At 44.7% G+C, this 25,750-nt stretch carries 17 protein-coding genes; 6 read left to right on the top strand and 11 right to left on the bottom strand.

Going from position 1 to position 25,750, the window contains the following annotated elements:
• Positions 1-102 precede the first annotated feature (102 nt).
• Positions 103-987, top strand: a complete 885-nt coding sequence (locus ACN6KS_RS05055; RefSeq protein WP_440961494.1) for a DNA polymerase domain-containing protein — start codon at positions 103-105, stop codon at positions 985-987.
• Positions 988-1,189: 202 nt separating this feature from the next.
• Here the strand turns inward: ACN6KS_RS05055 and ACN6KS_RS05050 are convergent, their stop codons facing one another.
• Together ACN6KS_RS05050 and cls are read right to left on the bottom strand one after the other, a co-directional pair.
• Positions 1,190-2,029, bottom strand: a complete 840-nt coding sequence (locus ACN6KS_RS05050) for a YitT family protein (RefSeq protein WP_231573468.1) — start codon at positions 2,027-2,029, stop codon at positions 1,190-1,192.
• A 240-nt stretch (positions 2,030-2,269) separates the two neighbouring features.
• Complete coding sequence (gene cls / locus ACN6KS_RS05045; protein ID WP_094871438.1) at positions 2,270-3,700, bottom strand: cardiolipin synthase; 1,431 nt, start codon at positions 3,698-3,700, stop codon at positions 2,270-2,272.
• Positions 3,701-3,907: 207 nt separating this feature from the next.
• Here cls and ACN6KS_RS05040 point away from each other — a divergent pair, with 207 nt between their 5' ends.
• Positions 3,908-5,026, top strand: coding sequence for a M23 family metallopeptidase (locus tag ACN6KS_RS05040; protein WP_440961493.1), 1,119 nt, complete (start codon positions 3,908-3,910; stop codon positions 5,024-5,026).
• A 40-nt stretch (positions 5,027-5,066) separates the two neighbouring features.
• Positions 5,067-5,516 carry a bactofilin family protein gene (locus ACN6KS_RS05035; protein ID WP_094871437.1) on the top strand — a complete coding sequence of 150 codons (450 nt, stop codon included), beginning with the start codon at positions 5,067-5,069 and terminating at the stop codon, positions 5,514-5,516.
• A 9-nt stretch (positions 5,517-5,525) separates the two neighbouring features.
• Here the strand turns inward: ACN6KS_RS05035 and ACN6KS_RS05030 are convergent, their stop codons facing one another.
• The 5 genes from ACN6KS_RS05030 to ACN6KS_RS05010 form a co-directional block, all read right to left on the bottom strand.
• Positions 5,526-6,314, bottom strand: coding sequence for an ABC transporter permease (locus ACN6KS_RS05030; RefSeq protein ID WP_094871436.1), 789 nt, complete (start codon positions 6,312-6,314; stop codon positions 5,526-5,528).
• A complete protein-coding gene (locus tag ACN6KS_RS05025) occupies positions 6,307-7,218 on the bottom strand; it encodes an ABC transporter ATP-binding protein (protein ID WP_094871465.1) in 912 nt (303 codons plus the stop codon). The genes ACN6KS_RS05030 and ACN6KS_RS05025 overlap by 8 nt, the downstream gene beginning before the upstream one ends.
• Before the next feature lie 217 nt (positions 7,219-7,435).
• Entirely contained in the window at positions 7,436-12,031 is a 4,596-nt protein-coding gene (gene gltB / locus ACN6KS_RS05020) for a glutamate synthase large subunit (protein ID WP_440961492.1), read from the bottom strand.
• Between the two features lie 365 nt (positions 12,032-12,396).
• Complete coding sequence (locus tag ACN6KS_RS05015; protein ID WP_094871434.1) at positions 12,397-14,751, bottom strand: YhgE/Pip domain-containing protein; 2,355 nt, start codon at positions 14,749-14,751, stop codon at positions 12,397-12,399.
• A 204-nt stretch (positions 14,752-14,955) separates the two neighbouring features.
• Positions 14,956-15,531, bottom strand: coding sequence for a TetR/AcrR family transcriptional regulator (locus tag ACN6KS_RS05010; RefSeq protein WP_094871433.1), 576 nt, complete (start codon positions 15,529-15,531; stop codon positions 14,956-14,958).
• 268 nt (positions 15,532-15,799) lie between these two features.
• Between ACN6KS_RS05010 and ACN6KS_RS05005 the strand changes: the two genes are divergently transcribed.
• Entirely contained in the window at positions 15,800-16,987 is a 1,188-nt protein-coding gene (locus ACN6KS_RS05005; protein WP_094871432.1) for an MGDG synthase family glycosyltransferase, read from the top strand.
• 139 nt (positions 16,988-17,126) lie between these two features.
• On the opposite strand, the gene ACN6KS_RS05000 is transcribed toward ACN6KS_RS05005, so the two are convergent.
• The 3 genes from ACN6KS_RS05000 to thpR all read right to left on the bottom strand — a co-directional run bounded on the left by ACN6KS_RS05000 (position 17,127) and on the right by thpR (position 19,455).
• Entirely contained in the window at positions 17,127-17,810 is a 684-nt protein-coding gene (locus ACN6KS_RS05000; protein WP_341133836.1) for a metal-dependent hydrolase, read from the bottom strand.
• 74 nt (positions 17,811-17,884) lie between these two features.
• Positions 17,885-18,775, bottom strand: coding sequence for a cell wall hydrolase (locus ACN6KS_RS04995; protein WP_094871430.1), 891 nt, complete (start codon positions 18,773-18,775; stop codon positions 17,885-17,887).
• Positions 18,776-18,852: 77 nt separating this feature from the next.
• On the bottom strand, positions 18,853-19,455 hold the full coding sequence (gene thpR / locus ACN6KS_RS04990) for an RNA 2',3'-cyclic phosphodiesterase (RefSeq protein ID WP_094871429.1): 603 nt from the start codon (positions 19,453-19,455) through the stop codon (positions 18,853-18,855).
• A gap of 88 nt (positions 19,456-19,543) precedes the next feature.
• Here thpR and ACN6KS_RS04985 point away from each other — a divergent pair, with 88 nt between their 5' ends.
• Together ACN6KS_RS04985 and ACN6KS_RS04980 are read left to right on the top strand one after the other, a co-directional pair.
• Entirely contained in the window at positions 19,544-20,500 is a 957-nt protein-coding gene (locus ACN6KS_RS04985; protein ID WP_440961491.1) for a D-2-hydroxyacid dehydrogenase, read from the top strand.
• A 78-nt stretch (positions 20,501-20,578) separates the two neighbouring features.
• Positions 20,579-20,812 carry a GrpB family protein gene (locus ACN6KS_RS04980; protein WP_440961490.1) on the top strand — a complete coding sequence of 78 codons (234 nt, stop codon included), beginning with the start codon at positions 20,579-20,581 and terminating at the stop codon, positions 20,810-20,812.
• 131 nt (positions 20,813-20,943) lie between these two features.
• On the opposite strand, the gene ACN6KS_RS04975 is transcribed toward ACN6KS_RS04980, so the two are convergent.
• A complete protein-coding gene (locus ACN6KS_RS04975) occupies positions 20,944-25,740 on the bottom strand; it encodes a glycosyl hydrolase (protein WP_440961489.1) in 4,797 nt (1,598 codons plus the stop codon).
• Positions 25,741-25,750: the final 10 nt, after the last annotated feature.

Below are 25,750 nucleotides of genomic sequence, written 5' to 3'. Positions count from 1 at the left end.
CCTATGATCATCCAAAAGGGACACTTTGGAAATATTTTTTTCATGAAAAGAAACAGACTGGCACATAATACCCTCATTCCTATAATGCAAAGGAGGTTTCAGATGCCCGCGGCGATCAAAGGTACAATTACCGTAGACGGAGAAGAAATCATTATCACGAACCCAGAGAAGCTGCTCTGGCCAGAATGTGGCATTACGAAGCGGATTTATCTGCAAAAGCTTGCTGCACTTTCTCCCTATCTGCTGCGCTATTGCCGAGATCGGCTGCTGACCGTCATTCGTTATCCGCACGGTGTCTCTGGAATGTCCTTTTATCAGAAAAATGCACCTGATCCTCTTCCTGCCTTTGTCCAGACCGCTTTACATGAGAATATAAATTATATTAAGCTACAAGGTTTACCTGAGCTGATTTGGCTGGGTAATCTGGCTGCTTTGGAATTCCATCCTTCTTTGCATTATGTCGGCAGCGCTCTACCTTGTGAATGGATGATTGATCTAGACCCGTCACGTGAGGTTGAGCCTCGTATCATGGAAGCCACTTCAATCGTTGGGACGGTCTTAACCTCCCTTGGTTTATCTTCTGTACCCAAAACCTCTGGCGCTACCGGGGTGCAGATCATTGTTCCTATCGAAACTGGCGTTACTTTTGATGAATTGCGAAAAATCGGACATTTCGTCGGTCGTTATGTCACTGAAAAGCACTCCGATTTATTCACCTTGGAGCGTCTGAAGAAGAATCGCGGAGATAAAATCTATTTTGACTACCTCCAGCATTACAGTGGCAAAACATTAGCTGCACCTTACACACCACGTGCCAGACCGCTTGCTACAGTATCCACACCCTTGCTATGGAAAGAGGTTCAGCAAAACGTATCTCCTACTGATTTTCATCTGCTCAATATTGAGGAACGCCTGCAACGGATGGGAGATCTTTTGGAAAAGGTGCCTCCGCAACCCGTCAAACAGCTCATTGCTAAGCTTCCGTAGGGATGGAATGACACGAATAATGAGCCAAAAAACAACAATAAGCCCGCAGCATCATTTCATGCTCCGGGCTTATCAGGCGTCCCACTCAAGGACAGAAGGTATATTGTATAAGAATACGGCATATCGAGTCTTGTTCACCGTATTTATTGCTCCATTATTCGTAAAAATACCTTCTTTCAGTTAATAATACTAAAGTGCCAAGCTAATGAATGGCTTTCTTCTTGAAACGGCCACCTTTAACATCATGAATGTTACCTATTGCGATGAATGCACCAGTATCCCAATCCTCAACAATGGATTTAAGCTTGGCTTCTTCCAAACGGGTGATAACCACGAAGATTACTTTCTTATTCTCCCCGGAAAATCCGCCTTCTCCATCTAAATAAGTAACACCACGTCCAAGACGTTCCGTCAAGGCTTCACCGATATCACGGAATTTATCACTGATAATCCATACCGATTTCGATTGATCCAGACCCTCAAGTGTAATGTCAATTACCTTGAAAGCAATGTAATAAGCAATTAGTGAGAACATTGCATTATTCCAACCGAACACAAATCCAGCTCCGGACAAGATGAACAGGTTGAAGAACATAACAACTTCACCTACAGAGAAGGGAAGCTTCTTGGCCACTAGAATCGCAACAATTTCTGTACCATCTAGAGATCCGCCAAAACGTACTACTAACCCAACACCTACACCAAGAATGATCCCCCCAAAAACGGCTGCAAGCATTGGCTCAACCGTAAAGGCATTCACATGATGCAACATTGAAGTACCAATAGACATAAGCACAATTGCATATAAGGTAGATAAGGCAAAGGTCTTACCGATTTGCTTATAACCAATTAACAAGAACGGAAGGTTTAACAGCGTCAATAAAATCCCCAGAGGAATGTCGAATAGATGTGATAAAATAATAGAGATACCGGTAATCCCACCATCAATCATTTGATTCGGTACGAGGAATATCTCAAGTGCAACAGCCATCATTGCTGCCCCAATGGATAACATGATCATACGCTGCGCGAACTTAGCCATTTTATGTGTTCCGGTCTTCTGCAGCTTGTTCTTTTCCTCTTTGGCAATCATTTGTGGACTCACATTCATAGAACTCCCCCTACAATTTAACAGTATAGTGTTGAAACATTCGGAAGTATAATTATAATCTATACTTTCATACATTTCTTCTTATACAATTATTATATCACAAAATAAGCCCTAATAATGAATGGAACACGTTATATCCTTCGAAAAATTCAGATTTAGTCCTCTTTCCGCTCATAATAGCGGAGATAACAACTGACACAGCCCTTCACCGAGTTTGACAATTCGCCCTCTCTCCTTAAACTTTACAGGATCAATAAATTCACTGTGCTTCTGATCCTTCTCAAACCCTTTGACTATCGGAGAGATAGCATCAGGATGTAGCAGCACAGCTGTCATTTCAAAATTAGAATAAAAGCTGCGCATATCCAGATTTGCACTTCCCACTGTAGCGAGCAGATCATCGATAATCATGATTTTGGCATGCATAAATCCTTTGGTATAGCTGTAGAATTTCACTCCTGCGTCTTGTAAATTTTCTAAATAAGACAAAGAAGCATGATAAACAAGCATATTATCAGGCTTCGCCGGAATGATAATTCTTACGTCCACTCCACGAAGTACTGCACTTTTCAATGCCCGGCATATGGCAGGATCAGGAATAAAATACGGTGAAGTAATCCAAATCCGCTGTTTAGCTGCGCATAAGGCGGCAAAATACATCTCCTGAGAAGCGTCTATTGCAGCATCCGGGCCACTCCCAACAATCTGCACGGCTTCTTGCGCCTCACAAGTATGTTTTGGGAATAGACGCGGATGACTCATACTTTCGCCAGAGGCCAGTGTCCAATCCTTTAAGAACACATACTGAATGTAATATACCGAGTCTCCTTCCAGACGCAGATGGGTATCACGCCAATATCCCATTTTGGGATCCTTCCCCAAATAATCATCCCCTATATTCATTCCACCCGTGAAGCCAACGAGCCCATCCACCACCAGGATCTTCCGATGATTTCGGAAATTAAAACGACGATCCAACAGTGAACTAATCGGAGGTAAAAAAAAGTGGAACTCTACTCCCGCATTACTCAATGTACGAATGAATCTCCGGCTTAATTGATGGCTGCCCAAACCATCACAAAGCAAGCGTACCTTAACGCCCTGTCGCGCCTTCCGAATCATAACATCTTGAAATTGCTCACCAATCTCATCATCACGATAAATATAGAATTCCATGTGTATATGTTCTTTCGCCTCTTCCATAGCTTCCAGCATAGCATCATACGCTTCTCTAGCAGTGGATAATACCCTGCTCTTGTTGTGACCAGTAATCGGTCCTTCTGCGATTTTCGAGAGTAAATCCAATAGACCTTTATTATTCTCAAACTGAGCGTTTCCACTCTCAGTAACATCCTTTACTACCTTAATATTGCCAGAGACATGTGAACGAATTTCACGAAATAGTGAAGTACATCTTTTGTTTAATTTCCGATTCTGTCTATAATCACGGCCCAGAAAATAATAGAATGCCAGACCCAGCGGCGGACAACAGAATGAAATGAACAACCACGCCATAGCCCTTTGCGGGCGACGGAACTCCAAAAATACAATAACTGCGAGTTGTACAATAAAAAGACTTAGAATTATCGCAAAGGTCTTCAATTCCCTACCCCCTCCATTAATAAAACAGTTGCAATAGACTCGCTGCGGCGACTCTAGTACAGGTTTTGCCGTAACTCTCTTTCTTTATTCAAACAAACCGTTGTCATGTTCCCGAAAGATATGGAATACATAGAGTAGTAAGACAATTCGGGATGAGCCTAATGCAAGTAAGGTCGTTAGCTTCGTGTATCGTAAGGCGGCTGCCATATGCCGCAGAAAGGAGAAGCCATGAAGAGTCAGCCAGATCATAACCGGATTACGCTGCTCGTCGTAAGGGACGCCGGACGCCCAGTCAAACAACTCCACATCTCCAAGCCACTTGCGTTCGCCCTGCCGGCAGCAGCAGCCCTGTCCCTCTCCAGTCTGGTCACCTCTATGCATTTCCATGCCTCGCAGTCGATCTCACAACTGGAAGCTGAGGCAGCCGCACTATCACTAACCAATCTCCGCATGGAAATGAAGGTCGCTGACAAGGATAAGGATCTAATGCAGCTTCGTACTCAAGTCAGCGAGCTATCAGAAGAGGCAGATCATATTAAAGACAAGCTGAAGAGTGTAAATGCGCTGGAACAGGAGCTGCAGTCTTTGATTAACAAAAGCAAAGGCTCCGCCACTGAAACAAAAGAATCAAAAACGGGATCTACTGCTTCAAATTCAACCTTAGGCTTATCGAGCCGTAACGCTATGCCAATCCCAAATGAGACATCTTTTAAAGCTACAATCACATCACAGGTAGGCGGAGAATATATCGCGTCTTATCAGAACGAATCACTAAATCTGGTGGAGGAAACAAAAGACGATTTCGAAGAGATCCACGGTATGCTCGATGAAATGGTAGAAAGTATTACTCAGACTATCACTCTGGCCGAGCATGAAAATAACATTCAAGCAAATCAACAGGCAAAAAAAGCTCAGGCTGAAAAAGCCAGACTAAATGCAGCGGTACTCTGGCCTACCGATTCTAGGGTCATCTCCTCAAGCTTCGGCTACCGAACAGATCCTTTCAAAGGCTTATCCGCGTTCCATTCAGGTGTCGATATTGCCGGGAACTTAGGCGATCCTGTATATGCCGCCTTAGACGGAGAGGTCGTTACCTCCGAGCAGATGGGTGCGAGAGGCAAGTATATCGTGATAAAGCATTCGAACGGGCTTGAAACCTGGTATATGCATCTGCAGGCAATGAATGTATCTGCGGGAGACAAGGTTAACAAGGGGCAGAAGATTGGCTTACTTGGAAACACTGGTCGAAGCACAGGACCTCATCTTCATTTTCAGGTAGTGAAGCAGAATAAAACTGTGGATCCATTGGATTATGTTAAACCCTAAATGTTAATGTGAAAATAAATGAACTAGGAGGAATTTATACATGTGGAACAAGCGGCAGCAGCGTGCCCCTTTCAAGTCTACGGACTCTCTGATTGGTCATGGGGGTACGCTCGAGGGTAAAGTACATTGTGATACGAACCTGAGGATTGAAGGTACCTTTAGCGGAGAAATTATATGCAGTGGTGTAGTCACTGTAGGGGAGGAAGGCACGGTGCGCTCCAGTATTAGAGCAGAAGAGATCGTTATCGCTGGTAAAGTATATGGAGATGTTACCGCAGATCGTAGGCTCATTATGACTGGTACTGGTGAGCTACACGGTAATATTTCTGCAGGAGCACTCAGTATTATGGAGGGCAGCCTGCTTAACGGGTCCATCGCCATGCAGGAACAGCCCACCTCTGAACAAGCAGGTGAGCTCAAAAGTAATACGAAAAAGGACAAGTCAGCAAAACGTTCCTCCAAAGCAGAAGAAACGCTTGAAGCCGGTTAATCCTATTTTTTATCCAGCAACGTCCCGTTTACGGAAGACAAACCAGGAAACTGCTAAGAATATAACGTAATACACTGCTAGCACAGCAATGGAGAAGCCTAGTGTGGCACCACCTGGACCAACATCAGATCCCATGTAGACCCTTAGATCCATATGAGTGAAAATTAAATATCTGGCCCATTCGAACACATCCGGATTAAGCAAAGCAGCGAAAATACCTTGGGCAAACATGATGAACATAGATAAACCAATCGCCAATCCACTTGCCCGAAATACGGAAGAGATCATAAAAGCAAGTGTAACCGTCAAGAAAAGAGTGACATAGCGGCATAGGAGATCTATAAAGGAATACTCAGCAGGACTCCAAGCTGCAATCGAAGACAGTGTGTCTCCAGTTGGTGAGGCGAAAATAAACGATGCAGCTAAACCAAAAACAATCAACACTGCAGTACAAAGCAAGCTAAACAACACAATGCTAATGTATTTCGAGAGCAAGATCTGGGAACGGCTCCACGGGCGAATCAGCAGCATTTTGATGGTTCCCCAGGTAAATTCGCCCGCTACGGAGTCAGCGGCTATAACAACAACGAAGATCGTATTCAGGAAGAATACAACACTCACTATCATTTGGAAGCTGTCCCAAACGCCTAAGCGTGATGCAGGGTTATCCGTTGTGAAATACATAAGAGCCGGAAGAAACGCACTAAACACTGCTAGAATAATCAGCATAATCCATGTGCGAGCACGACTGTATATCTTGATGTTCTCATTATGTATCAACGCTGTAAAATTACTCAATTCCTTCACCTCCTGTAACCTCTAAGAATTGATCCTCAAGTGTACGGGCAAGTGATTTGATACTGTACACTTTAATCCCACCAGCCACTAGTCTGGCATTAAACTCCGCAATATCTTCACGTGCCGCCTCAACTACAAGCCCACCGCTCTTTAATGTTCCTTGTCCAATGAGAGCAAGTGCAGCTTCAGCATCGTCAACCTCAAACAAGGTTTCTCCGACAGGCATTGTAACATTGCCCACCTCTTTTAGCTGTTTTACCTCAAGCAGTTGCCCATTCTGAATAATGGCTACACTGTCACACATGAGCTCCATTTCGGAAAGTAAATGGCTGGAGACAAATACGGTTGTTCCTTCTTCACGACAGAGTAGGCGCAGATAGTCACGAAGCTCACGTATGCCTTGTGGATCAAGCCCATTGGTTGGTTCATCTAGAACCAGTAGCTTTGGTCGGTTTAGTAGTGCCTGAGCTACTCCAAGTCTCTGACGCATACCTAGGGAATAAGTCTTCACTTTGTCATGAATTCTTTGACCAAGCCCGACCAGCTCCACAACCTCATCAATCCGTTGCTTACTGACTCCCGGTACCATCCGTGCAAATTGTCTAAGATTCTGATACCCGGACAGAAACTTGTACATTTCAGGATTTTCTACAATAGCCCCAACACTTGCAATAGCCTCTTTATAATTATTTTTAATACTATGACCACTAATCAGGACATCCCCACTGCTAATGGAAATTAATCCCACCATCATTCGTATTGTTGTCGTCTTCCCTGCTCCGTTTGGTCCCAAAAACCCGAATATTTGACCCGGTGGGATATCAAGCGTTAAATTGCTCACCAGCGTCTTAGAGCCTATTTTCTTGGTAACTCCCTGCAGACGGGCAACAGGTTCAGACATCATTTCTGTATTTGACACAGTATCACTTCCTTTCATTTACAAACAAGTTTACCATACCGTTTTTTTCAGAAAATTACAAAAAAGAAACAGTCTAACGTTGTTTAGACCGAGAATTCGATTCAATTGGAACAAAAAAGGACCTGGCCTCCCGCAAACGAAAGAGTCCAAGTCCCTTATATTACTTCATTCAATATTACCCGTTTTTTCAGAATGCAGGTATTTAGCCACCTACACGTGCAAGCTCGCGCATATTCGCTTCAAATGCAGCCATCAAAGCAGCCTCGCCGGTCAATCCGGTTTGCTCCACTTTGCGAATCTGCTCCATCATCCGTTTGTAATCCTTCGGAATGACCCGAACAAACTTCGGCAAGCTATCTGCCCAGTGATCCAATACCCGCGCTCCCGCCTCACTGCCTGTAAGCTCTACATGACGGCTAATCAGCTCGCGCAGCTCTTCGATCTCTTCTGGCTCTTCCACTCTCTCGAGCAAGACCATTTCGAGATTGCAGCGGCCGATGAAGGATCTCTCTGGATCGTAAACATAAGCGATACCACCTGACATCCCTGCCGCAAAGTTACGGCCTGTTTCACCAAGAACCACCACACGGCCTCCGGTCATGTATTCACAACCGTGGTCACCCACACCTTCTACAACAACCTTCGCTCCAGAATTTCGAACGGCAAAGCGTTCACCGGCGATACCGTTGATATAAGCTTCTCCAGCTGTTGCTCCGTAGAATGCAGTATTTCCGATAATGATATTGTCCTCAGCTGCAAAGGTAGCTTTTGGAGAGGGTTTGATAATAATCTTACCACCCGACAGTCCCTTACCAACGTAGTCATTGGAATCGCCTTCCACCGTAAGTGTGATCCCCTTAGGTACGAATGCACCCAAGCTTTGACCAGCAGAACCGGTGAAATGAAGACGAATCGTATCATCAGGCAAGCCGGCTGCCCCGTATTTACGTGTCAGCTCGCTGCCAAGGATGGTTCCAACGGCACGATTAACGTTCGTAATCGGTAACGATGCTTCTACAGCCGTTCCAGATTCCAGTGCAGGTGCAGCCAGATCCAGCAGTTTAGAGACATCAAGCGTCTCTTCCAGACCATGATTCTGACGTTTACTACAGAAGCGTGTGCTTCCCTCTGGCATTTCCGGTACATGCAGCAGACTACTCAAATCTACGCCCTTCTTCTTCCAATGCTGCGAAGCTTGAGCAGCGTCTAAGCAATCTGTACGGCCAACCATCTCTTCAATCGTACGGAAGCCAAGACTCGCCATAATTTCGCGTAAATCCTGTGCCACAAAGGTCATAAAGTTAACTACATGCTGTGGATCACCCGTAAAGTTCTTACGAAGATCTGGATTTTGTGTTGCCACGCCAACCGGACATGTATCCATTTGGCAGACACGCATCATGATACAACCCACAGCTACTAACGGAGCAGTAGCGAAGCCATACTCTTCAGCACCCAGTAATACAGCTACGGCTAGATCGCGTCCGCTAAGCATTTTTCCGTCTGTTTCCAGTACAACGCGGTCACGCAGATTGTTCAGCATCAACGTCTGATGCGTTTCAGCCAAGCCAAGTTCCCATGGAAGACCAGCATGACGAATGGAGTTCATTGGAGATGCACCTGTCCCCCCGTCATAGCCACTTACCAGGATAATATCAGCACGCCCTTTGGCTACGCCAGCAGCAATCGTACCTACTCCGACTTCAGAGACGAGCTTAACATTAATGTTTGCACGTGGATTGGCATTCTTCAGATCATAGATCAGCTCTGCCAAATCCTCAATCGAATAAATATCATGATGCGGCGGAGGTGAAATCAAGCCCACACCCGCTGTTGAACCGCGTACTTCAGCCACCCATGGATAAACTTTACGTCCTGGAAGCTGTCCGCCTTCCCCTGGTTTAGCACCCTGAGCCATCTTAATCTGGATCTCATCAGCGTTAACAAGGTAGTTAGATGTAACTCCAAAACGTCCGGAAGCTACTTGTTTAATCGCACTGCGACGGGAATCGCCGTTGCTGTCCGGGATATAGCGGGCCGGATCTTCTCCACCCTCACCAGTATTACTCTTACCACCGATCCGGTTCATTGCAATAGCGAGGGTCTCATGCGCTTCCTTACTAATGGAACCAAAGGACATCGCACCCGTCTTGAACCGTTTCATAATGGACGCTACGGGTTCTACTTCTTCTAAAGGAATCGGTTCATATGCTGACTTGAACTGCAATAAAGAACGAATTGTCTGATGCTTCTCACTTTCACCTTGAACCAGTGCAGCATATTTCTTGTACATTTTATAATCTCCACTACGCACAGAGTGCTGAAGCAGATGAATGGTCTGCGGGTTGAACAAATGATCTTCCCCATCGTTTCGCCATTGATAATCACCACCGGAATCAAGCACTTTATCATTTCCGTCTTTTTCAGTGAAAGCACGGTTATGATGGATAAGTGCCTCGGTTGCTACTTCCTCCAGACCAATACCGCCAATGCGGGAAGGTGTCCAAGTAAAGTAACGATCCACGAACTCCGAGTTCAGACCCACAGCTTCAAAGATCTGCGCGCCCCGGTAGGATTGAATAGTAGAAATCCCCATTTTGGAAAGAATCTTAACTACGCTCTTAGTCGCAGCTTTAATATAGTTCTTCACAGCCTTCTCATGCGAGATTCCCCGCAGTAAGCCTTGGCCGATCATATCATCCAAACTTTCAAAGGCCAGATACGGATTGACTGCACTCACACCATAACCAAGCAGAAGTGCATAATGATGGACTTCACGAGGTTCACCGGATTCAAGTAAAATACTAACTTTTGTCCGTGTTCCCTGCCGGATCAGATGGTGATGCAAGCTCGATACCGCAAGTAGAGCAGGAATCGCAGCATTCTCACGGTCCACACCGCGGTCCGTCAGAATCAGAATGTTATGACCTTTAGCCATAACGCGATCCGCAGCCTCGTTCATACGCTCAAGCGCGATACGCATTCCTTCTGCTCCGAGCTCAGCCGGGAAAAGAATCGGAATAGACATCGACTTGAAGCCTGCTCGACGAACATGACGAATTTTAGCAAAGTCTTCATTCGAAAGAATCGGTGTGTGCAGCGAGATTTGGCGACAGCTTTCTGGTTCTGGTTTAAGCAAGTTACGCTCTGGTCCAATCGTAGTCGTAGTAGAGGTAACCAGCTCTTCGCGAATCGCATCGATTGGCGGATTCGTAACTTGAGCAAACATTTGTTTGAAATAGTTATATAGACGCTGCGGACGGTCAGAAAGCACAGCGAGCGGCGCATCATACCCCATGGAACCTACAGCTTCAGCGCCAGTAGATGCCATTGGCTCAAGCACCTTGCGCAAGTCCTCAAAAGTATAGCCGAATGCTTGCTGCAGCTGCTGCACATTGTCATGCTTAGGATTGGGTAGCTCAGGCGCATCTGGAAGCTCTTCGAGACTAATCAAATGCTCATCCAGCCACTGGCGGTAAGGCTTCTCGGTGGCGATAGCCGATTTAACTTCCTCATCGGAGATAATGCGGCCTTCCTTCGTGTCCACGAGCAGCATGCGTCCAGGCTTCAGGCGGTCTTTATATAAGATGTCCTCTGCTGGAATGTCCAGTACACCCGCTTCGGAGGATAGAATAATCATGTCGTCCTTTGTTACATAATAACGAGCAGGCCGCAAGCCGTTACGGTCCAAAATAGCGCCGATTTGCACACCATCTGTAAAGCCCATTGCAGCAGGTCCGTCCCATGGCTCCATCAAAGTGCTGTGATATTCGTAAAAAGCTTTCTTGTCGGCGTTCATACTGTCATGATTGCTCCATGGTTCAGGGACCATCATCATGGCTACCTGCGTCAAGGAGCGTCCGCTCAAATAAAGAAACTCAAAGGTATTATCAAACATTGCAGTGTCCGATCCATCCGGGTTTATAACAGGTTTGATCTTGCTCAGATCTTCGCCGAACACTTCACTCTTGAACAGCGACTGGCGAGCATGCATCCAGTTCACATTTCCGCGCAAGGTATTAATCTCACCATTGTGGATCATAAAGCGGTAGGGATGCGCACGTTCCCAGCTTGGGAAGGTATTCGTACTGAAACGGGAGTGAACTAACGCGATTGCTGATTCCAGCTCTTCGTTCTGCAAATCCAGGTAGAATTGTCCGACTTGTTCTGTAGTCAGCATGCCTTTGTACACGATCTTACGACATGACAAGCTTGGGATATAGAAGGCTTCAGCCTCTTCTACACCACCGTAGCGAATCGCAAGTTCTGCACGTTTGCGAATGACATAAAGCTTACGCTCAAAAGACAATTCGCTCGTAACCGAGGCCGAGCGACCGATAAACACTTGGCGCACAAAAGGCTTTGCAGCCTTCGCTGTTTTGCCTAGCATTTCATCATAAGTAGGTACATCACGATAGCCGAGTACTTCCTGACCTTCTTCAGCAATAATTTTGCTTAAAAGAGCCTCATGCTGAGCCCGAACTTTCTCGTTTTGAGATAGAAAAATCATGCCTACACCATAATGGCCTTGTTCCGGCAAAGCAAAGCCAAGCTTCTGGGCTTCACTAGCAAAGAAACGGTGCGGAATTTGAAGCATGATACCTGCTCCGTCACCAGAGTTGGGTTCGCTACCTTGTCCGCCACGATGCTCCATATTAAAGAGCATTGTTAAAGCGTTACTAACAATATCATGGGACGGTTTGCCTTTAATATGGGCTACAAATCCCATGCCGCAAGCATCTTTTTCAAACTGGGGATCATACAGGCCCTGTTTTCCGGGCAGTTCAGTGTGTCTCATCGAACGCAACCTTTCTATTATAAAGTATGGCGTAATCTTTGGAAAATTTTTCAGATTAAAATTTTAATAATTATTCAAAGCCAGATTAGTGCTATTATTTTATCACCGAGGTGACAACAGCGCAATTTAAACTTTTTTATGATGCTGATTAACATTTCTTTTTGCGACACAGCTTTAGTGGACAAAAGTTTAAAAAAACTCATATGTGTATAATTATGCATAATTGACGCATAAGAACTTATGCAATGAAAGCGTTTCAAGAATTTTCATTGCCCTTGAATGTTTGCAAGAAAAAGGGTTCTATGATTTGAACTCAAAAAAAGCGTCTCCCGGAGGAGACGCTTTTTAATTACTTTTTTTTCAAATTATACAGTCAGAGCCTGTTCACTTTTCATTCCAGCTTCATTGTCCCGACTGCGGGTCATGAAGTAAGCGAAAGTAAGAGCAAGGAATCCAAGACCGAAGATTGCAAGCACACCTACATCACTCCACATTGCACTGAAGTCCCCTGTAGAAATTACTGATTTAAAACCACTAACTGTGTAAGTCATAGGAAGCAGTGGGTTAAAGAATTTCATCCAGTTCGGGATCAATTCAAGTGGGAATGTTCCAGCACTAGTTGTTAATTGGAAAATAAGAATAACGATAACAACAAAACGTCCCGGTTGATCCAGCCAAGTAACAATGGATTGTACTACCCATGTGTAAACTAGACTAGTCAAGAATGTAAACAGGAAGAATAGCGGTACACTTTGTACTTCTAGTCCAAGTCCGTACAATACAACCACAGCAGCCAGCATAGACTGGATAAAGCTCATGATTGAGAACGTAAGCGTACGGCTGATAAAACGATTCAAACGGCTTGCGCCAATTACAGCTGATTCACGCATTGGAATAACAATCGTAGAAATCAGAGCACCTACGAACAACCCAAGAGATAAGAAGTAAGGAGCAAACCCTGTGCCGTAGTTCGGTACATGATTTACAACCTGATCCTCAACCACAACCGGTTGTGCGAACATTTCCATCATTTTATCTGACTTATTCACGCTGCCTGTTTGTTCAGCAGCTTCACCAAGCTTAGTTGCAAGTTCTGTGGATCCAGATTTCAGATCATCCATCCCATTCTTCAGCTCGCCTGCACCATTAGCCAATTGTTTGGAACCGTCAGCTACAGCACCAATGCCGCTACCTAGTTCACCAACACCACTGAGTAATTTCGATGTACCATCTCCGAGTGCTTTACCACCCTCAGCAAGTTTGTTACCTCCAGCTGCTGCTTCACTAAGCTTCGCGCCGAACTGTTTCATACCTGCTTGTAGCTTATCGCCACCCGTTACAAGGGCTGACGAACCTTGTGCCAATTTTTGTTGTCCTGCCAAGAGCTGAGTGCTACCAGCATTTAATTGCTGTGCTCCATCATGCAACTGGGTTACTCCAGCAGAAACCTGCTGTGAACCAGCATGCAGCTGAGTTGCACCTTGTGCAAGCTGCTCTTGCCCACTGTGAAGTGCGCTTGCTCCTTGTGCTAACTGTTGTTGGCTTTGTTGCAGTTGTTCACTGCCTTGTGCAACAGCTGCACTAGCTGCCAGGAGCTTCTGTACGGCTGGATTTTGTGCCAGCTCAGGACTAGCCTGTGCCAATTGCTGCAAACCTTGAGCGACCGCTTTAGCACCCTCAGTAACCTTTGTGCTACCTTCTGCGGAAGCCTGCAAGCCTGCTTCCAGCTTCGCGCTGCCATCAACAGAAGAGGTCAAACCTGCTTCCAGCTTCGCGCTGCCGTCGACTAAAGATTGTGTTCCTGCTTGTAGTTTAGCAGTACCATCCACAGCAGACTTCGTACCTGCTTGAAGCTGTGTGGCACCTGTTACAGCTTGCTTCAAGCCATCACTAAGCTGTTTACTGCCGGCAGCGCTTTGTGCAACGCCATCTTGAAGCTGTGTATGAGCAGCCGACAATTGTTGCAAACCGCCTGCCAAAGTGCTAGAACCCGTTTGAATTGCGGTAGCACCTGAATTTAAATCAGTCACACCTTTAGTCAGTGGTTCTAAACCATTTTGAAGCTTGCCCGTACCTTCAGTCAGTACAAGAAGATTCTCTTTCAGCTTCAGTGCGCCGTCATCCAGCTTACCTGCACCATCAGCGATCTTGCTAGCTCCATCTCCCGCTTCGCCAAGTCCTTTAGATACATCAGTAATCTGATTGAATACAGAATCCACATAAGCCTCAGTTACCTTAGCGGATACTTTAGATTTAATTTCTGCTACAGCCGTTCCGCCGATTTGACCGGCCAGGAAGTTGTAGCCTTCATTTGGCTCATAAATAATTTTTGCCGGTTGTGGTTCATCATCCAAAAGCGTTGTTGCTTTAGCAGAGAAGTCTTCTGGAACAATAATCGACATATAATAGGTATTGTCCTTCATTCCTGCTTGCGCTTCTTCTAGTGAAACAAAGTTCCATTGAAAGCCATCGGTTACCTTAAGCTCTTCAACCAGATCATCTCCGGCCTGAAGTTGTTTTCCTTCATAATTAGCACCGACGTCTTGGTTGACCACAGCAACCGGCAACTCATTCATCTTGCCATACGGATCCCAGAATGCCTTTAGGAAGAATCCGCTATACATCACCGGAATAAATAGGATGGCAATCATCGGAATCAGCACCTTTGGATTTCTCAGTGCTGCGCCAAGATCCTTGGTAAATACGGATAATGATTTCATTCTGGTTCTCTCCTTATGAGCTTATGCTCTCTTTAAAATGCTTTGTTTGCGAAATATTACGTAACACTAGGTGACCACTTTCCCCATTCGGTCAATTCAGGGGATAAAAAAACGCCTCTCGGCTCTTCTTCAATGCCTATAACAGCTTGGAAATTGTTAAGGGAAAGCGAATCTGATCACGCCATCCCTACCCTGAATCAACGCTTACTGTGCCAATCCTTCGGCGAGAAACAAATGAAAGTACATCTTGATCTGTTCCTTGTCCAAGGGAGTATGTGTTTTATTCAGTTCAGCAGTCAATACAATATATAGCCTGAACATGACTACAGATACGATTTTAGGATCGCAAGGTTTGATTTCTCCCTTTTGGAGCGCTTGTTGCACCTCCCGTTCTAAATATTCTAAAACTAAGTTCTCGATCTTCTCGAGCCCTTCTCCTGCCTGCGGCGTTCCGAATTCGCGACTCTCCTGGGAAAGCTTGATGAATAGCTCCTGCTCACTTCGAAATTCCAGCAGGGCATCCAGCACACGATGCAGGTTATCAAAGAAAGGTCTGTCTCGCCTGATCTCGCGATCAGCAATCATCTTCATTTCTACCATCATATCGCGCAGGATCTCATCAAACAATTGCTCTTTGTTTGTAAAAAAGGTGTAGATGGTTCCTTTCCCAACATTTGCGATCTTAGCAACCTGATCCATGGTAGTCGCCTTATAGCCGAATAATGAAAAAGATTTTGCTGCGGCCTGAAGCACCTGCTGTCTTCGATCCACCACTGCCACCTGTGCTCACTTCCTTTCTCCAGAAAATATCATTACCGCTGACTATCTGACCACTTTACTAATCCGGTCAATTGGTCATTCATTACTTTAACATGAAGCCTTGCAGTTTGCAATACTTTAGAAAATCTTTTATTTTTTTATTTATTGCAGGGTTTTAACTTTCTATTTACGTCTTATTTGTATAATGTGATTAGAGAACAGTTTTCCCTCATCTATATTAAGAAGAAATTCCGCATTTCTATTGAAAAGGAAAGTAGCAGGTGAACTTATGCGAAAGAAAAGAGTACTGCTGTTTTCGGAAGGCTTCGGTACGGGCCACACAGGAGCAGCCTATGCTCTGGCCGAAGGAATAAAGCTGCTGAATCCGGATGTCCAGTGCCGAGTCATCGAGCTAGGTAAATTTCTTAACCCGATGGTCGCCCCATGGATTCTTTCCGCTTACCGAAAAACAGTTAGCAGCCAGCCTAAGCTGGTCGGCATGATGTATAAGACACAATATCATAAATCATTGAACCCGTTGACTAAGATGGCACTTCACCGGATTTTTTATACACATGCCTCTCAAGTGATCGAACAGCTAAAACCTGATTTGATTATTTGCACACATCCCATTCCGGCTGCTGTCATTTCCAGACTAAAACGTCGTGGATTGGAGGTTCCGCTGTATACGTTAATTACAGATTATGATGCACATGGTAGCTGGGTAAATTCCGAGGTCAATCGATATCTCGTCTCTACCCCACGCGTCAAATCAATTCTAACAGGCCGAGGGATTGCTCCTGAGCTTGTAACGGTCACCGGCATTCCTGTGCATCCGAAGTTCTGGGAACGATCCAACAAGACGCTGCTCCGTAAGGAACTAGGTCTAGCCGATATCCCTACTGTTCTTATAATGGGTGGAGGCTGGGGACTGATGTTCGGCAAAGAGATTATGAATTCACTCACAGCCAGAATGGATAACATCCAGCTCATCTTCTGTATGGGCAGTAACGAGAAGCTTATAGCCAAAATGAAGTCCAATCCAAGACTTAATCATCCTAACGTCAGGATTCTTGGATACACCAGTGAAATCAATAAACTGATGGATGCTTCCGACCTTCTAATCACAAAGCCTGGCGGTATGACCTGTACCGAAGGTCAGGCTAAGGGAATTCCAATGCTCTTCTATAAAGCTATTCCAGGTCAGGAAGAGAAAAACTGCCAATATTTCGTAGAGCTAGGACTAGCAGAGGTACTTGACTGTGAGGTAGTAAACAAATGGTTCTCTATGATGCTCCGTGAGTATTCTGTTCTCGAAGAGCAGCGTAAACGCCGTCTTGCCCCTGATAAACATCAACCACAAAGTTGCGCGACTACCGTTCTGCAGATGTTAGGCAACCCCGCAGACAAAACAGCTGATATTAGAGGAGCAAGATCTCAAGCCCGAGGCGAAGAGGCTGTGTGCATTACACCATAAAACATCCCCACGAAGCGGAGCTTTTCTTCGATACGTAATCAGGTTCTTTGTGAGGCCCCAATTATATGTAAAGAAAAGTAGATAGCCGGGAAAATCCCCGGCTATCTACTTTTTTGTGTAAACATGTGATCGGGATTTATTAAATCTCTATACTTTCACCAGCTTTAAGCGGGAACCCCTCTATCCCCTCTTGTCGCAGACGAGCACAGAAATCCATAGCATCTTGGGCAATATCCGGAAATGTATTGTAATGAAGTGGGATGACCTTGTCCACTTGAAGCCAGCGCGCAGCAAGGAGCGCATCATCCGGTCCCATGGTCAGCATATCGCCAATTGGCAGAGCCGCCAAATCAATCGCAGTTCTTTCACCAATCAGACGCAGATCGCTGAATAGTGCGGTATCACCTGCATGGAATAACGTCTTCCCCTCAATCGTCAATAAAATACCTGCGGGCTGTCCAGCATAAATCCAAACGTCGCCTTCCTGAATCGATGAGGAATGAAACGCCTGAGTATATTTAACGGTAATGGCATCATAAATATGACTGCCGCCTATATTCATATGTTTTACCTTGGCACCCTTCATTCGGCAGTATTCTGCAAGCTCAAAAACAGCAAAGATCGGACAATCATTCTGTTTGGCAATTTGCACAGCATCACCTAAATGATCCGAGTGACCGTGAGTCAGCAGGACAGCATCTACAGTAATGTCATCAGGTGAAATACCGGAGTTCGGATTTCCTGACAAAAAAGGGTCAATAATAACTTTCGCTTGCTCTGTTTCTACCAGCAGCGCTGAGTGTCCGTAATAAGTGATCTTCATGACAATTCTTCCACCTCCAGGGTTATATAGTCTAGTTTACCCTATAAATAGCTGAGGTTCACAGAATAGGTCAATTATTTATAAAACGTATGATTACCAATGGTCTTCACATACTCCTGCGAATGATGTACGGTAAGATCCTGCGCAAGCTTAAGTGATAGAAAAAAATAAGTATTATCAGGAACTTCCTTCACGCCAGAGAGCGCTGCGTTCACCGCTTTAATACTATCATCATTAGGTTTGACACGTTTAAGACGCCCGTTAGCTACAGGACTGAATTGATGCTTTTGATAAATGACCTTATATATCGTGTCGGGGAAATTGGCTGACCGCAGCCTATTCAGAACAACGTTGGCAACTGCCACCTTGCCCTGGTACGGTTCACCTTCCGCCTCTGCCATTACAATCTTTTGTAGCAGAAGCAGTTCTTCTTCGGATACTGCGTAGCGCCGGGTTGCTTTACTTTGCTGCTCCTGGCTTAATAGCTCGGTCCGAGAGAAGTATAATGTTGTGAGGGGATTTTTCTGAGATGCCGAGACTGTCTTAACTACAGTCTGAGCGCTCTTTTTCGCTGTCGCTTTCTGCGCAGCTGAATTAGATTGTGCTACATCAGCCTTTACCCGAACTATGGAAGCCTGCGATGTATTTTGTGGCTTTATTTTATTCTTACTAAGCCATTCTACACTCTGCTCTGGTTTCCAAGTGGAACTGAACAGATTAACTGTGTTGTAAAGCTTATTCGTTTGTGAAACTTTTGTAGTGCCCCTCGTCTTACTAGATTTTGATTCTTCTTGCAAATAATTAATTACCGATGCTCGGCTGGTGGATTGCAGCTTATCCATCTGCACACTATCTATTTTCCCCTCGGCAACCTGATTAGGCTGCATTAAGCTTATGGCAGAGAAACACACTAGTATAACGCCAACAAGCAACGCGATACAGCGGTTTTGTTTAAAGATTAACATGATATTCCTCCTATTTCACGGCACATTCCTATTGTATGTAACCGAAAACGGAAGCTTTGAAAACTTAAATAGCGAATTTAAAATGTAATATTTTCAATCATTTCATACATAGGAATGGCATACATTCTGGTAGCATACAACACAAAACTATCAATCGTCCAGTCTCTATGAAAGATTTTCGATCTTTTTTCATCATCCAATTTCAGTAAGTTTTCCAGCAATTTATCATCAAATGAAATTTTTCCAAGGTACTTTCGAGCCACTGTGAGATGTGGTTTGTACTCCCTGGATTCGGCCGAAAAACCTAAAGGAAGTGTCGCAGCGTGTACTCTCGCAGCCAGTAAATTCAGCTCTTCTAATTCGCCGGAAACCCCTACCCATAAAACTTTTGGAGCCTTCGGCAGACCAAATGTATTCCATTTATCTAAGGATAGTTTGAAGGGGCGGCATTGCTCTGACATCTGCTTCAATGACCTGATTAAATCCGGGATTTTCGTCTTTGGGGTATCTCCTAAAAATTGCAGGGTAATATGATAATCCTCTGGATGAGTCCATTTTGCAAAATGAAACTTATGTGATAGGTTAGAGCACTCTTCCGCCACAACTTGTTGAAGTTCTGAAGGTAATTTCACAGCAATAAATAATCGTTCTGAATCTTTATCCGACACGTTAGCATCCATATCAATTTCACCTTCTCCTATAGATTTGGTATCCTTATCCTATAACATTATCCATTTTCATCAAACCTTATAGCAGGAGGAATACATCATGACTAAGTCCATAGTATGTTTACAACCACTTACAGCCGAACAACAAGAAAGGATTAAAGCAGCAGCCCCCGGTTATACATTCACACAAGGTGACGGCAAAAATCCGGATTTACAGCTGCTAGCTGATGCTGAAATCGTAATCGGCTGGGCTAAAGGCATCGCCGATACGCTTCTTCGTCCAGATTCGCCCCTTCGCTGGGTCCAATCCTGGTCAGCTGGAATTGAGAAACTCCCGTTAGAGCGTTTTAAGGAACGTGGAATCCTATTGACTAGTGGGAGCGGAGTGCATGCCGAGCCTATTTCTGCGGTGATTTTTGGTTTCATGCTTCTCTTCACACGTAATTTGCACACAGCCGTTCGTAATCAGATGAACCGTTACTGGAATTCTGACGGAAGTGAGAGTGAATTGTTCGGAAAAACAGCCGTTATTGTTGGAACTGGAGCCATCGGCAGCGAAACTGCCAGAATAGCTAAAGCATTCCGGATGAAGACGATCGGAGTAAGTCGCTCAGGCAAACCACTCGCTGATTTTGATCAAGTATATACCACTGACCATCTGCCAGAAGCTGTGAGCCAAGGCGACTTCATCATCAATATACTCCCTATCACCGATGAAACTAAGCAATTATTTAACACTCCAGTCTTTTCTGCCTTTAAACAAGGTTCCTATTACATTAACGTTGGACGCGGAGCGACTACTGATACTGAGGCTCTAATCCATGCACTGAATCGCGGTCAGCTTCGTGGTGCGGGATTGGATGTTTTCGAAACCGAACCCCTCCCGCAGGATCATCCGCTTTGGACTATGGAGCAGGTAGTCATCACTCCTCATTCTGCTGGCATAACCGATCAATACGCTAATCGAATCGTAAATATTTTTACCGAAAATATAAATTCCTATTTATCTACTGGCACTCCATCCCTAAATCTCGTTGATTATGCCCGCCAATATTAAATTTAGCATTTGATTATTAAGAACACTTGTTCTATAATAAAAAAATCCAGGAGTCAAACATAAAGAGAGGTTAGCGAAATGGATGTTACTGTCGCACAATACAATGAGGAATGGAATCTTATTTTCCAAGAAGATTCTCGTAAGATTAAAGAGATCTTCGCTGATGCACTTATTGATATTCACCATATTGGCAGCACTTCTGTTCCTGGGCTAAAAGCTAAACCAATCATTGATATGATGCCTGTTGAACGAAATATCCGAAGGACATTGAAGCCTATATGGATGGGAAAGAAGCATTTGTCACTGAACTAGAAAGAGCAGCGCTTGAATGGTATTCAAATCATTAGCTATAAACTGATCATACAAAATAGCCCCCGCATGTCCATTAGACAATCCTAATGGACATGCAGGGACCCTTATTTCACACCTGGATCGCAGCGCTCTTAATTAGAAGCTATGATTTCGTCAATATAAGCTGTAGCGGTTCCAGCCGTAGAAGGTGTAACAAACTGAATGCCAATGGCATCCACTTTTTTCAAATTATCAGGCGATAGATTGGAATTGTTGCTGAGATCAATCGTGAACTCCGTGAATCCATCCTGAGCAGCTATCTTCGCACCCGAATCGACCCATACTGCATAACCCCCTAATTGAAGAAACAGCTTGGCTTGGACATCAGGATGGTCAGAGAGTATTCTAACTTTAGCAGTAAGCTTGGAGAATAAGCTCAGATCAAGTGCAGCTACTTTTGTTGCTGCTATAAAAGGATCTTTATCTTCTCCATTCCATGCGAAATCAAGCTTCAAAGATTGATTACCTTCAGCATATACATCAGAAGATACTGTGGCTGTACCAGAATTAATAGACCAACCGTCGTTACCCGTCTCGAAGCCAAAGTGAACATCCGGGACAGCTTTCTCCAGAGATACTTCCTTCAAGTAAAGCTTCGCAGTTCCTCCATCATTGGAAACATCCTCAATTTTAATCCCAATCGTCTTTACAGCAGCCAAATCTACGCCCAAGCCTGCTGCTGCAGTCGGCAGTGAAATAGATAAGGTCGTATAGCCCTTAGAATCTATAGGCACAGGATCGCCGCTGTCGCTCCATTTCCAGTCCGCACCTGTCTTGATGAATAGACGCGCTTTAGCCGCACCACTCGAGAGCCTAACCTTAGCGCTGATCGTATCGAGCCCTGTAATATTCAGCTTCTCAGGATTAATAGCGAGTTCAAAGGATTCTTTGGAGCTGCCATTTGCATCATTGCCGGTATTAATCAAATCAAATTGTACACTTGCCGCTTCTTCATTGGCATCAAATGCTGGAGGTTGAGCGTTAGCGGACGAACCGCTTGTTGTAGCCCACCCTGTAATATCAGATGAGGTAGTGAAGGCGTATAACACGCCAGGCGCATGTCCCTGCGAACCTCCATTTTCTTCTTCCGACATATCCGGAAGTGTCCCGTCATAGACCGCTTGAATATCGTCAAAGTAGAGCGAACCTTCGTGGCTATGTCCGTCCATCGCATTCACATACAAATTGAAGCTCTGAACCTGCTTCAATCTTTCCTGTGTAAGCTCTCCGGCTTTTCCCCAGCTCATCTCCGTCAAATTCTTCAAACTTAATATTATTTTACCGTTCTTGTCTGGATTAATGACCGGATAAGCTTCGAAATATCCACCATCAATGACAAGCTGCACCACTAGCTTAAGCGGCTCACCTTTCTCAGCATAAGCGTTGTCTCCATCGGAAGCTACCCACATACTGAGTGCATTATAGTCGGACCAGTCCAGCGAACCCAGACTTTTACCTACTCCGGTATAACCTGCATTATTAATCGTATAGTGCAGTTTCATTCCGTAATCCCCGGATGCCTTATGCTCGGAGCTTAAAGATACGTTCACATCATCTCCGCCAGCCTTAGGATATTTGGCTACCAGCGCTTCATCACTTGAGCCATAAGATTCATAATTATCTACCAGTGCTTTGTCAGCAACAGGTGCAGTATACGTATTATAAAGACCGATATTATCTACATAGATCGGCAATTCACCTTCCACTTCCAAACCACTGCCAACCAGGGATATCGCTAGACCAGCGGCTTCGGCTGATTTAGCAGCATTATCCAGATCAACCGAAACATCAAATTTATAATATTGTGATCCACCCATGTTAACTTTCTCAAGATCGGACAAAGATTTATAGGATGAGTCCATGCCATACTTTGTATCCCAATCTGGCGGCAGCTGAATCACACTGCGTACCGCAGCATTGTTAGCCTCATTCTGAGCAGCCTCCGGAATTAACACGGAGAACTTCACACGTGTAACTTGAGACAGATCCACCCCATCCAGTGCAAGATCATTCAATTGCAGCTTCAGTTCCTGCCAAGTATCCTCAGCAGACAGCCCTTCAGTAATGTTAATAACAAGCTTACCGTCAGCATCTAGTGACGCATGCTGCAAGACCGTCTTGATCGTCTCTGCGTTATTGGCGAGCCCTGACCAAGTACCATTATTTTGAATTTGCTCCAGATCCTTATCTGTATCAAAAGTAAGTACCTTTATCGGCGCTTCGCTGATTTTTAAGAACACTGAATTAGTTTGCGTAAGTGTAGATTCTCCAGTTCCATATGCTTTTACTGTAATCTCTGCTGAACTGCCATTCAGACCAGCTTCTGGCTGCCAGGAAGCGCTATAGTAACCGTCCGCACCTAGCGTCATTTCCACCTCCACACCAGAATCACCCACAGTATAAGTCACTTTGCTAGGCACTGCATTTAATACTTTGGCCCGAATGACGGTTACAGCATCTGTTATTGTACTGATATTATTCGGAGTTACGATGTGGAGGAAAGGTTTCTTTCCTGCCACTTCAACCTCGAGATTGTACTTATTATCTTCTTTCACATCGCTCGCAAAAGCCGTGAAATCATCTTTATAGAAATTCACAAAATCAGGAAGCAACTCATGATCTGCTTTGTTAGGAACATTCTTATAAGGAACATACAGATTGTTACCTTCACCAAAATTCGCCCAAGTCAGCATATATGATATTTTTGCCGCATCAGGGTCCGCCTTGATCGCATTCAATACTTTAGTAAACCATTCCAGCTCATTATTGCCTGTTGTTTTCATACCAGCAGCACTATAACCATACTCAGATAGGGTAACAATCTTACCTTTGTCTTGAGCAAGCTGAGAAATCATTTTAAGGTCTTTAACAAGACCACTCAGGAAAGCCTCCGAACCGGCATTCTCCTTGTTGTCATACTGATCCATTCCAAGAATATCAACAAATGAATCACCCGGATAAGTCGTTAAATATTCACTTTCATTTCCATTAAAAGATCCGTTTGGTGAGAATACATAAAGGAAGTTATGAACGCCTTTAACATCACGTAGATATTCAACTGTATATCTGTACAGTTCCGCGTATTCACTCTTTGTCGTTGTAGCCGCACCCCACCAGAACCAACCTCCATTTTGTTCGTGGAAAGGACGGAACAGCACTGGAATCAGGTTTCCATCGTCATCCTTAAGATTGTTCGCAAAATCAGAGATGCGATCCAGATATTTATTAAACTCTCCATTCCTATCTCCGCCCGGCAAAATACGTGATACTACGGAGTACGTTGCTCCTTTGGAATTGCCTGTATCATTAAAGCTTCCCCCCGTAACAAAATTGTACGGATGTGTACTTAGCGTTACAATACCACCCAAATCATGAGCCTGCTTCATGGCAGCTGATAACCCCAACCTACTCGCTTCATAATCTCCGCTAACGCCAGGAGGATTCTCATATCCATCTAAACTAAGAGTGTCCCAACCAAAAACCCCGGGATAATCACCAGTGGAGCTGTATACGTCAGAAATAACATTTCCGTTCTTATCCTTTCCGGCAAAAGAGACGGTAGTATCATGCTGATGACCGAACATCACTTGTTTACCGCTCATGCTATCCAGATAAGCAAATAACGATTTGGTAGCAGCCGATGCATCTACGTCAACGATATGAACACCAGCTTCCGGTGTTGCCGTTGGAGCAGCTGTTGCTGTAGGTTCCGGAGTAGCCGTCGGTACTGGCGTTGCTGCAGGCTCTACACTAGTACCACCTGAGCCCCCAGGCGCCGGTGTGCTTGTTCCCTGTTCTACAAGAACTCCATCCCTCACAGTGTATGTTCCTGCTACTAAAGTCACTCCATTTAAGACTACAGAGGAAGCACTTACTACAAGTTTGCTAATGGTACCTTTTGTTGTAATCAACGTTCCCGTTGCACCGTTACCAATCACAAGCTGATCGATTGTAGAACCTGAGCCTACTTCTATAATAGAAGCACTATCAATAGACAGTTGAGTGATGATCGTATGGCCCTCTACAACGACCCGAACTTTTCCTTCAGGACGATTCACTTTTACAGCAGCCAATTCAGAATTTTTTAAATGAATCGAATGCTCACCACCACCAGATATAAGTACATTTCCTTGTACAGTTACATTCTCCAAGAAACCCTCACCATTACCAATACCGGAGGTAAGATAAAGGTTGCCTGATGCAGCTATATTCTTTAGTTCAACCCCACTCTGGTTAATGACAACATTCCCTTGGATATCTCCCCCAGTGAATGTACCGGCTGTGTTGTAGTAGCCGCTAACCAATCTGTCAACGATAGTGACTACCTCTGCCCTTGTAATTGGGTCGCTCGGACGAAATGTACCATCTGGATAACCGGATAGAATTCCACTCAATGCTAGGGTAGCCCCTTTAGCGTAAGCGCTGATGGATGCTTGGTCTGTAAAGGTACTCGCTTTAGTGTCAGGCTCTAGTGAAAAAACAGAAGCAATTAATGTTGCAGCATCCTGACGAGTTACTTCAGTATCCGCTTTCGCTTTATTATCAGGAAAACCTTTGTAATAGCCAGCTTGCTTCGCTATAGATAAAGCGCTTGCATACCAGGCTTTAGCGGGTACGTCCGAGAATGACATTTCCGAAAGAGTGCTAAATCCAAATAGCTTATTAATAATACTTACAAGCTCAGCACGCGTTACTTTATGATCCGGCTTAAAAGAGCCGTCCGGATAACCTTGAATAACACCATTACCCTGCCACTTCTCTAAACTTTCTCCAGCCCAGTGGGCCTTGAGGTTTTCATTTGTTTTTCCGTTAGCTAGCGCAGGCACAGCCATTGTAACGAGCATTACTGCTGTAAGAAATAGAGCAAAGCTTTTTTTGAACCTCTTCATTTGTTTTACC

Origin of the sequence: Paenibacillus nitricinens, assembly GCF_052056485.1 — a bacterium.
GTDB classification, from domain to species: domain Bacteria; phylum Bacillota; class Bacilli; order Paenibacillales; family Paenibacillaceae; genus Paenibacillus_AQ; species Paenibacillus_AQ nitricinens.
Note: the sequence above shows the minus strand (reverse complement) of the source record. Positions and strands in the feature narration are given on the sequence as shown.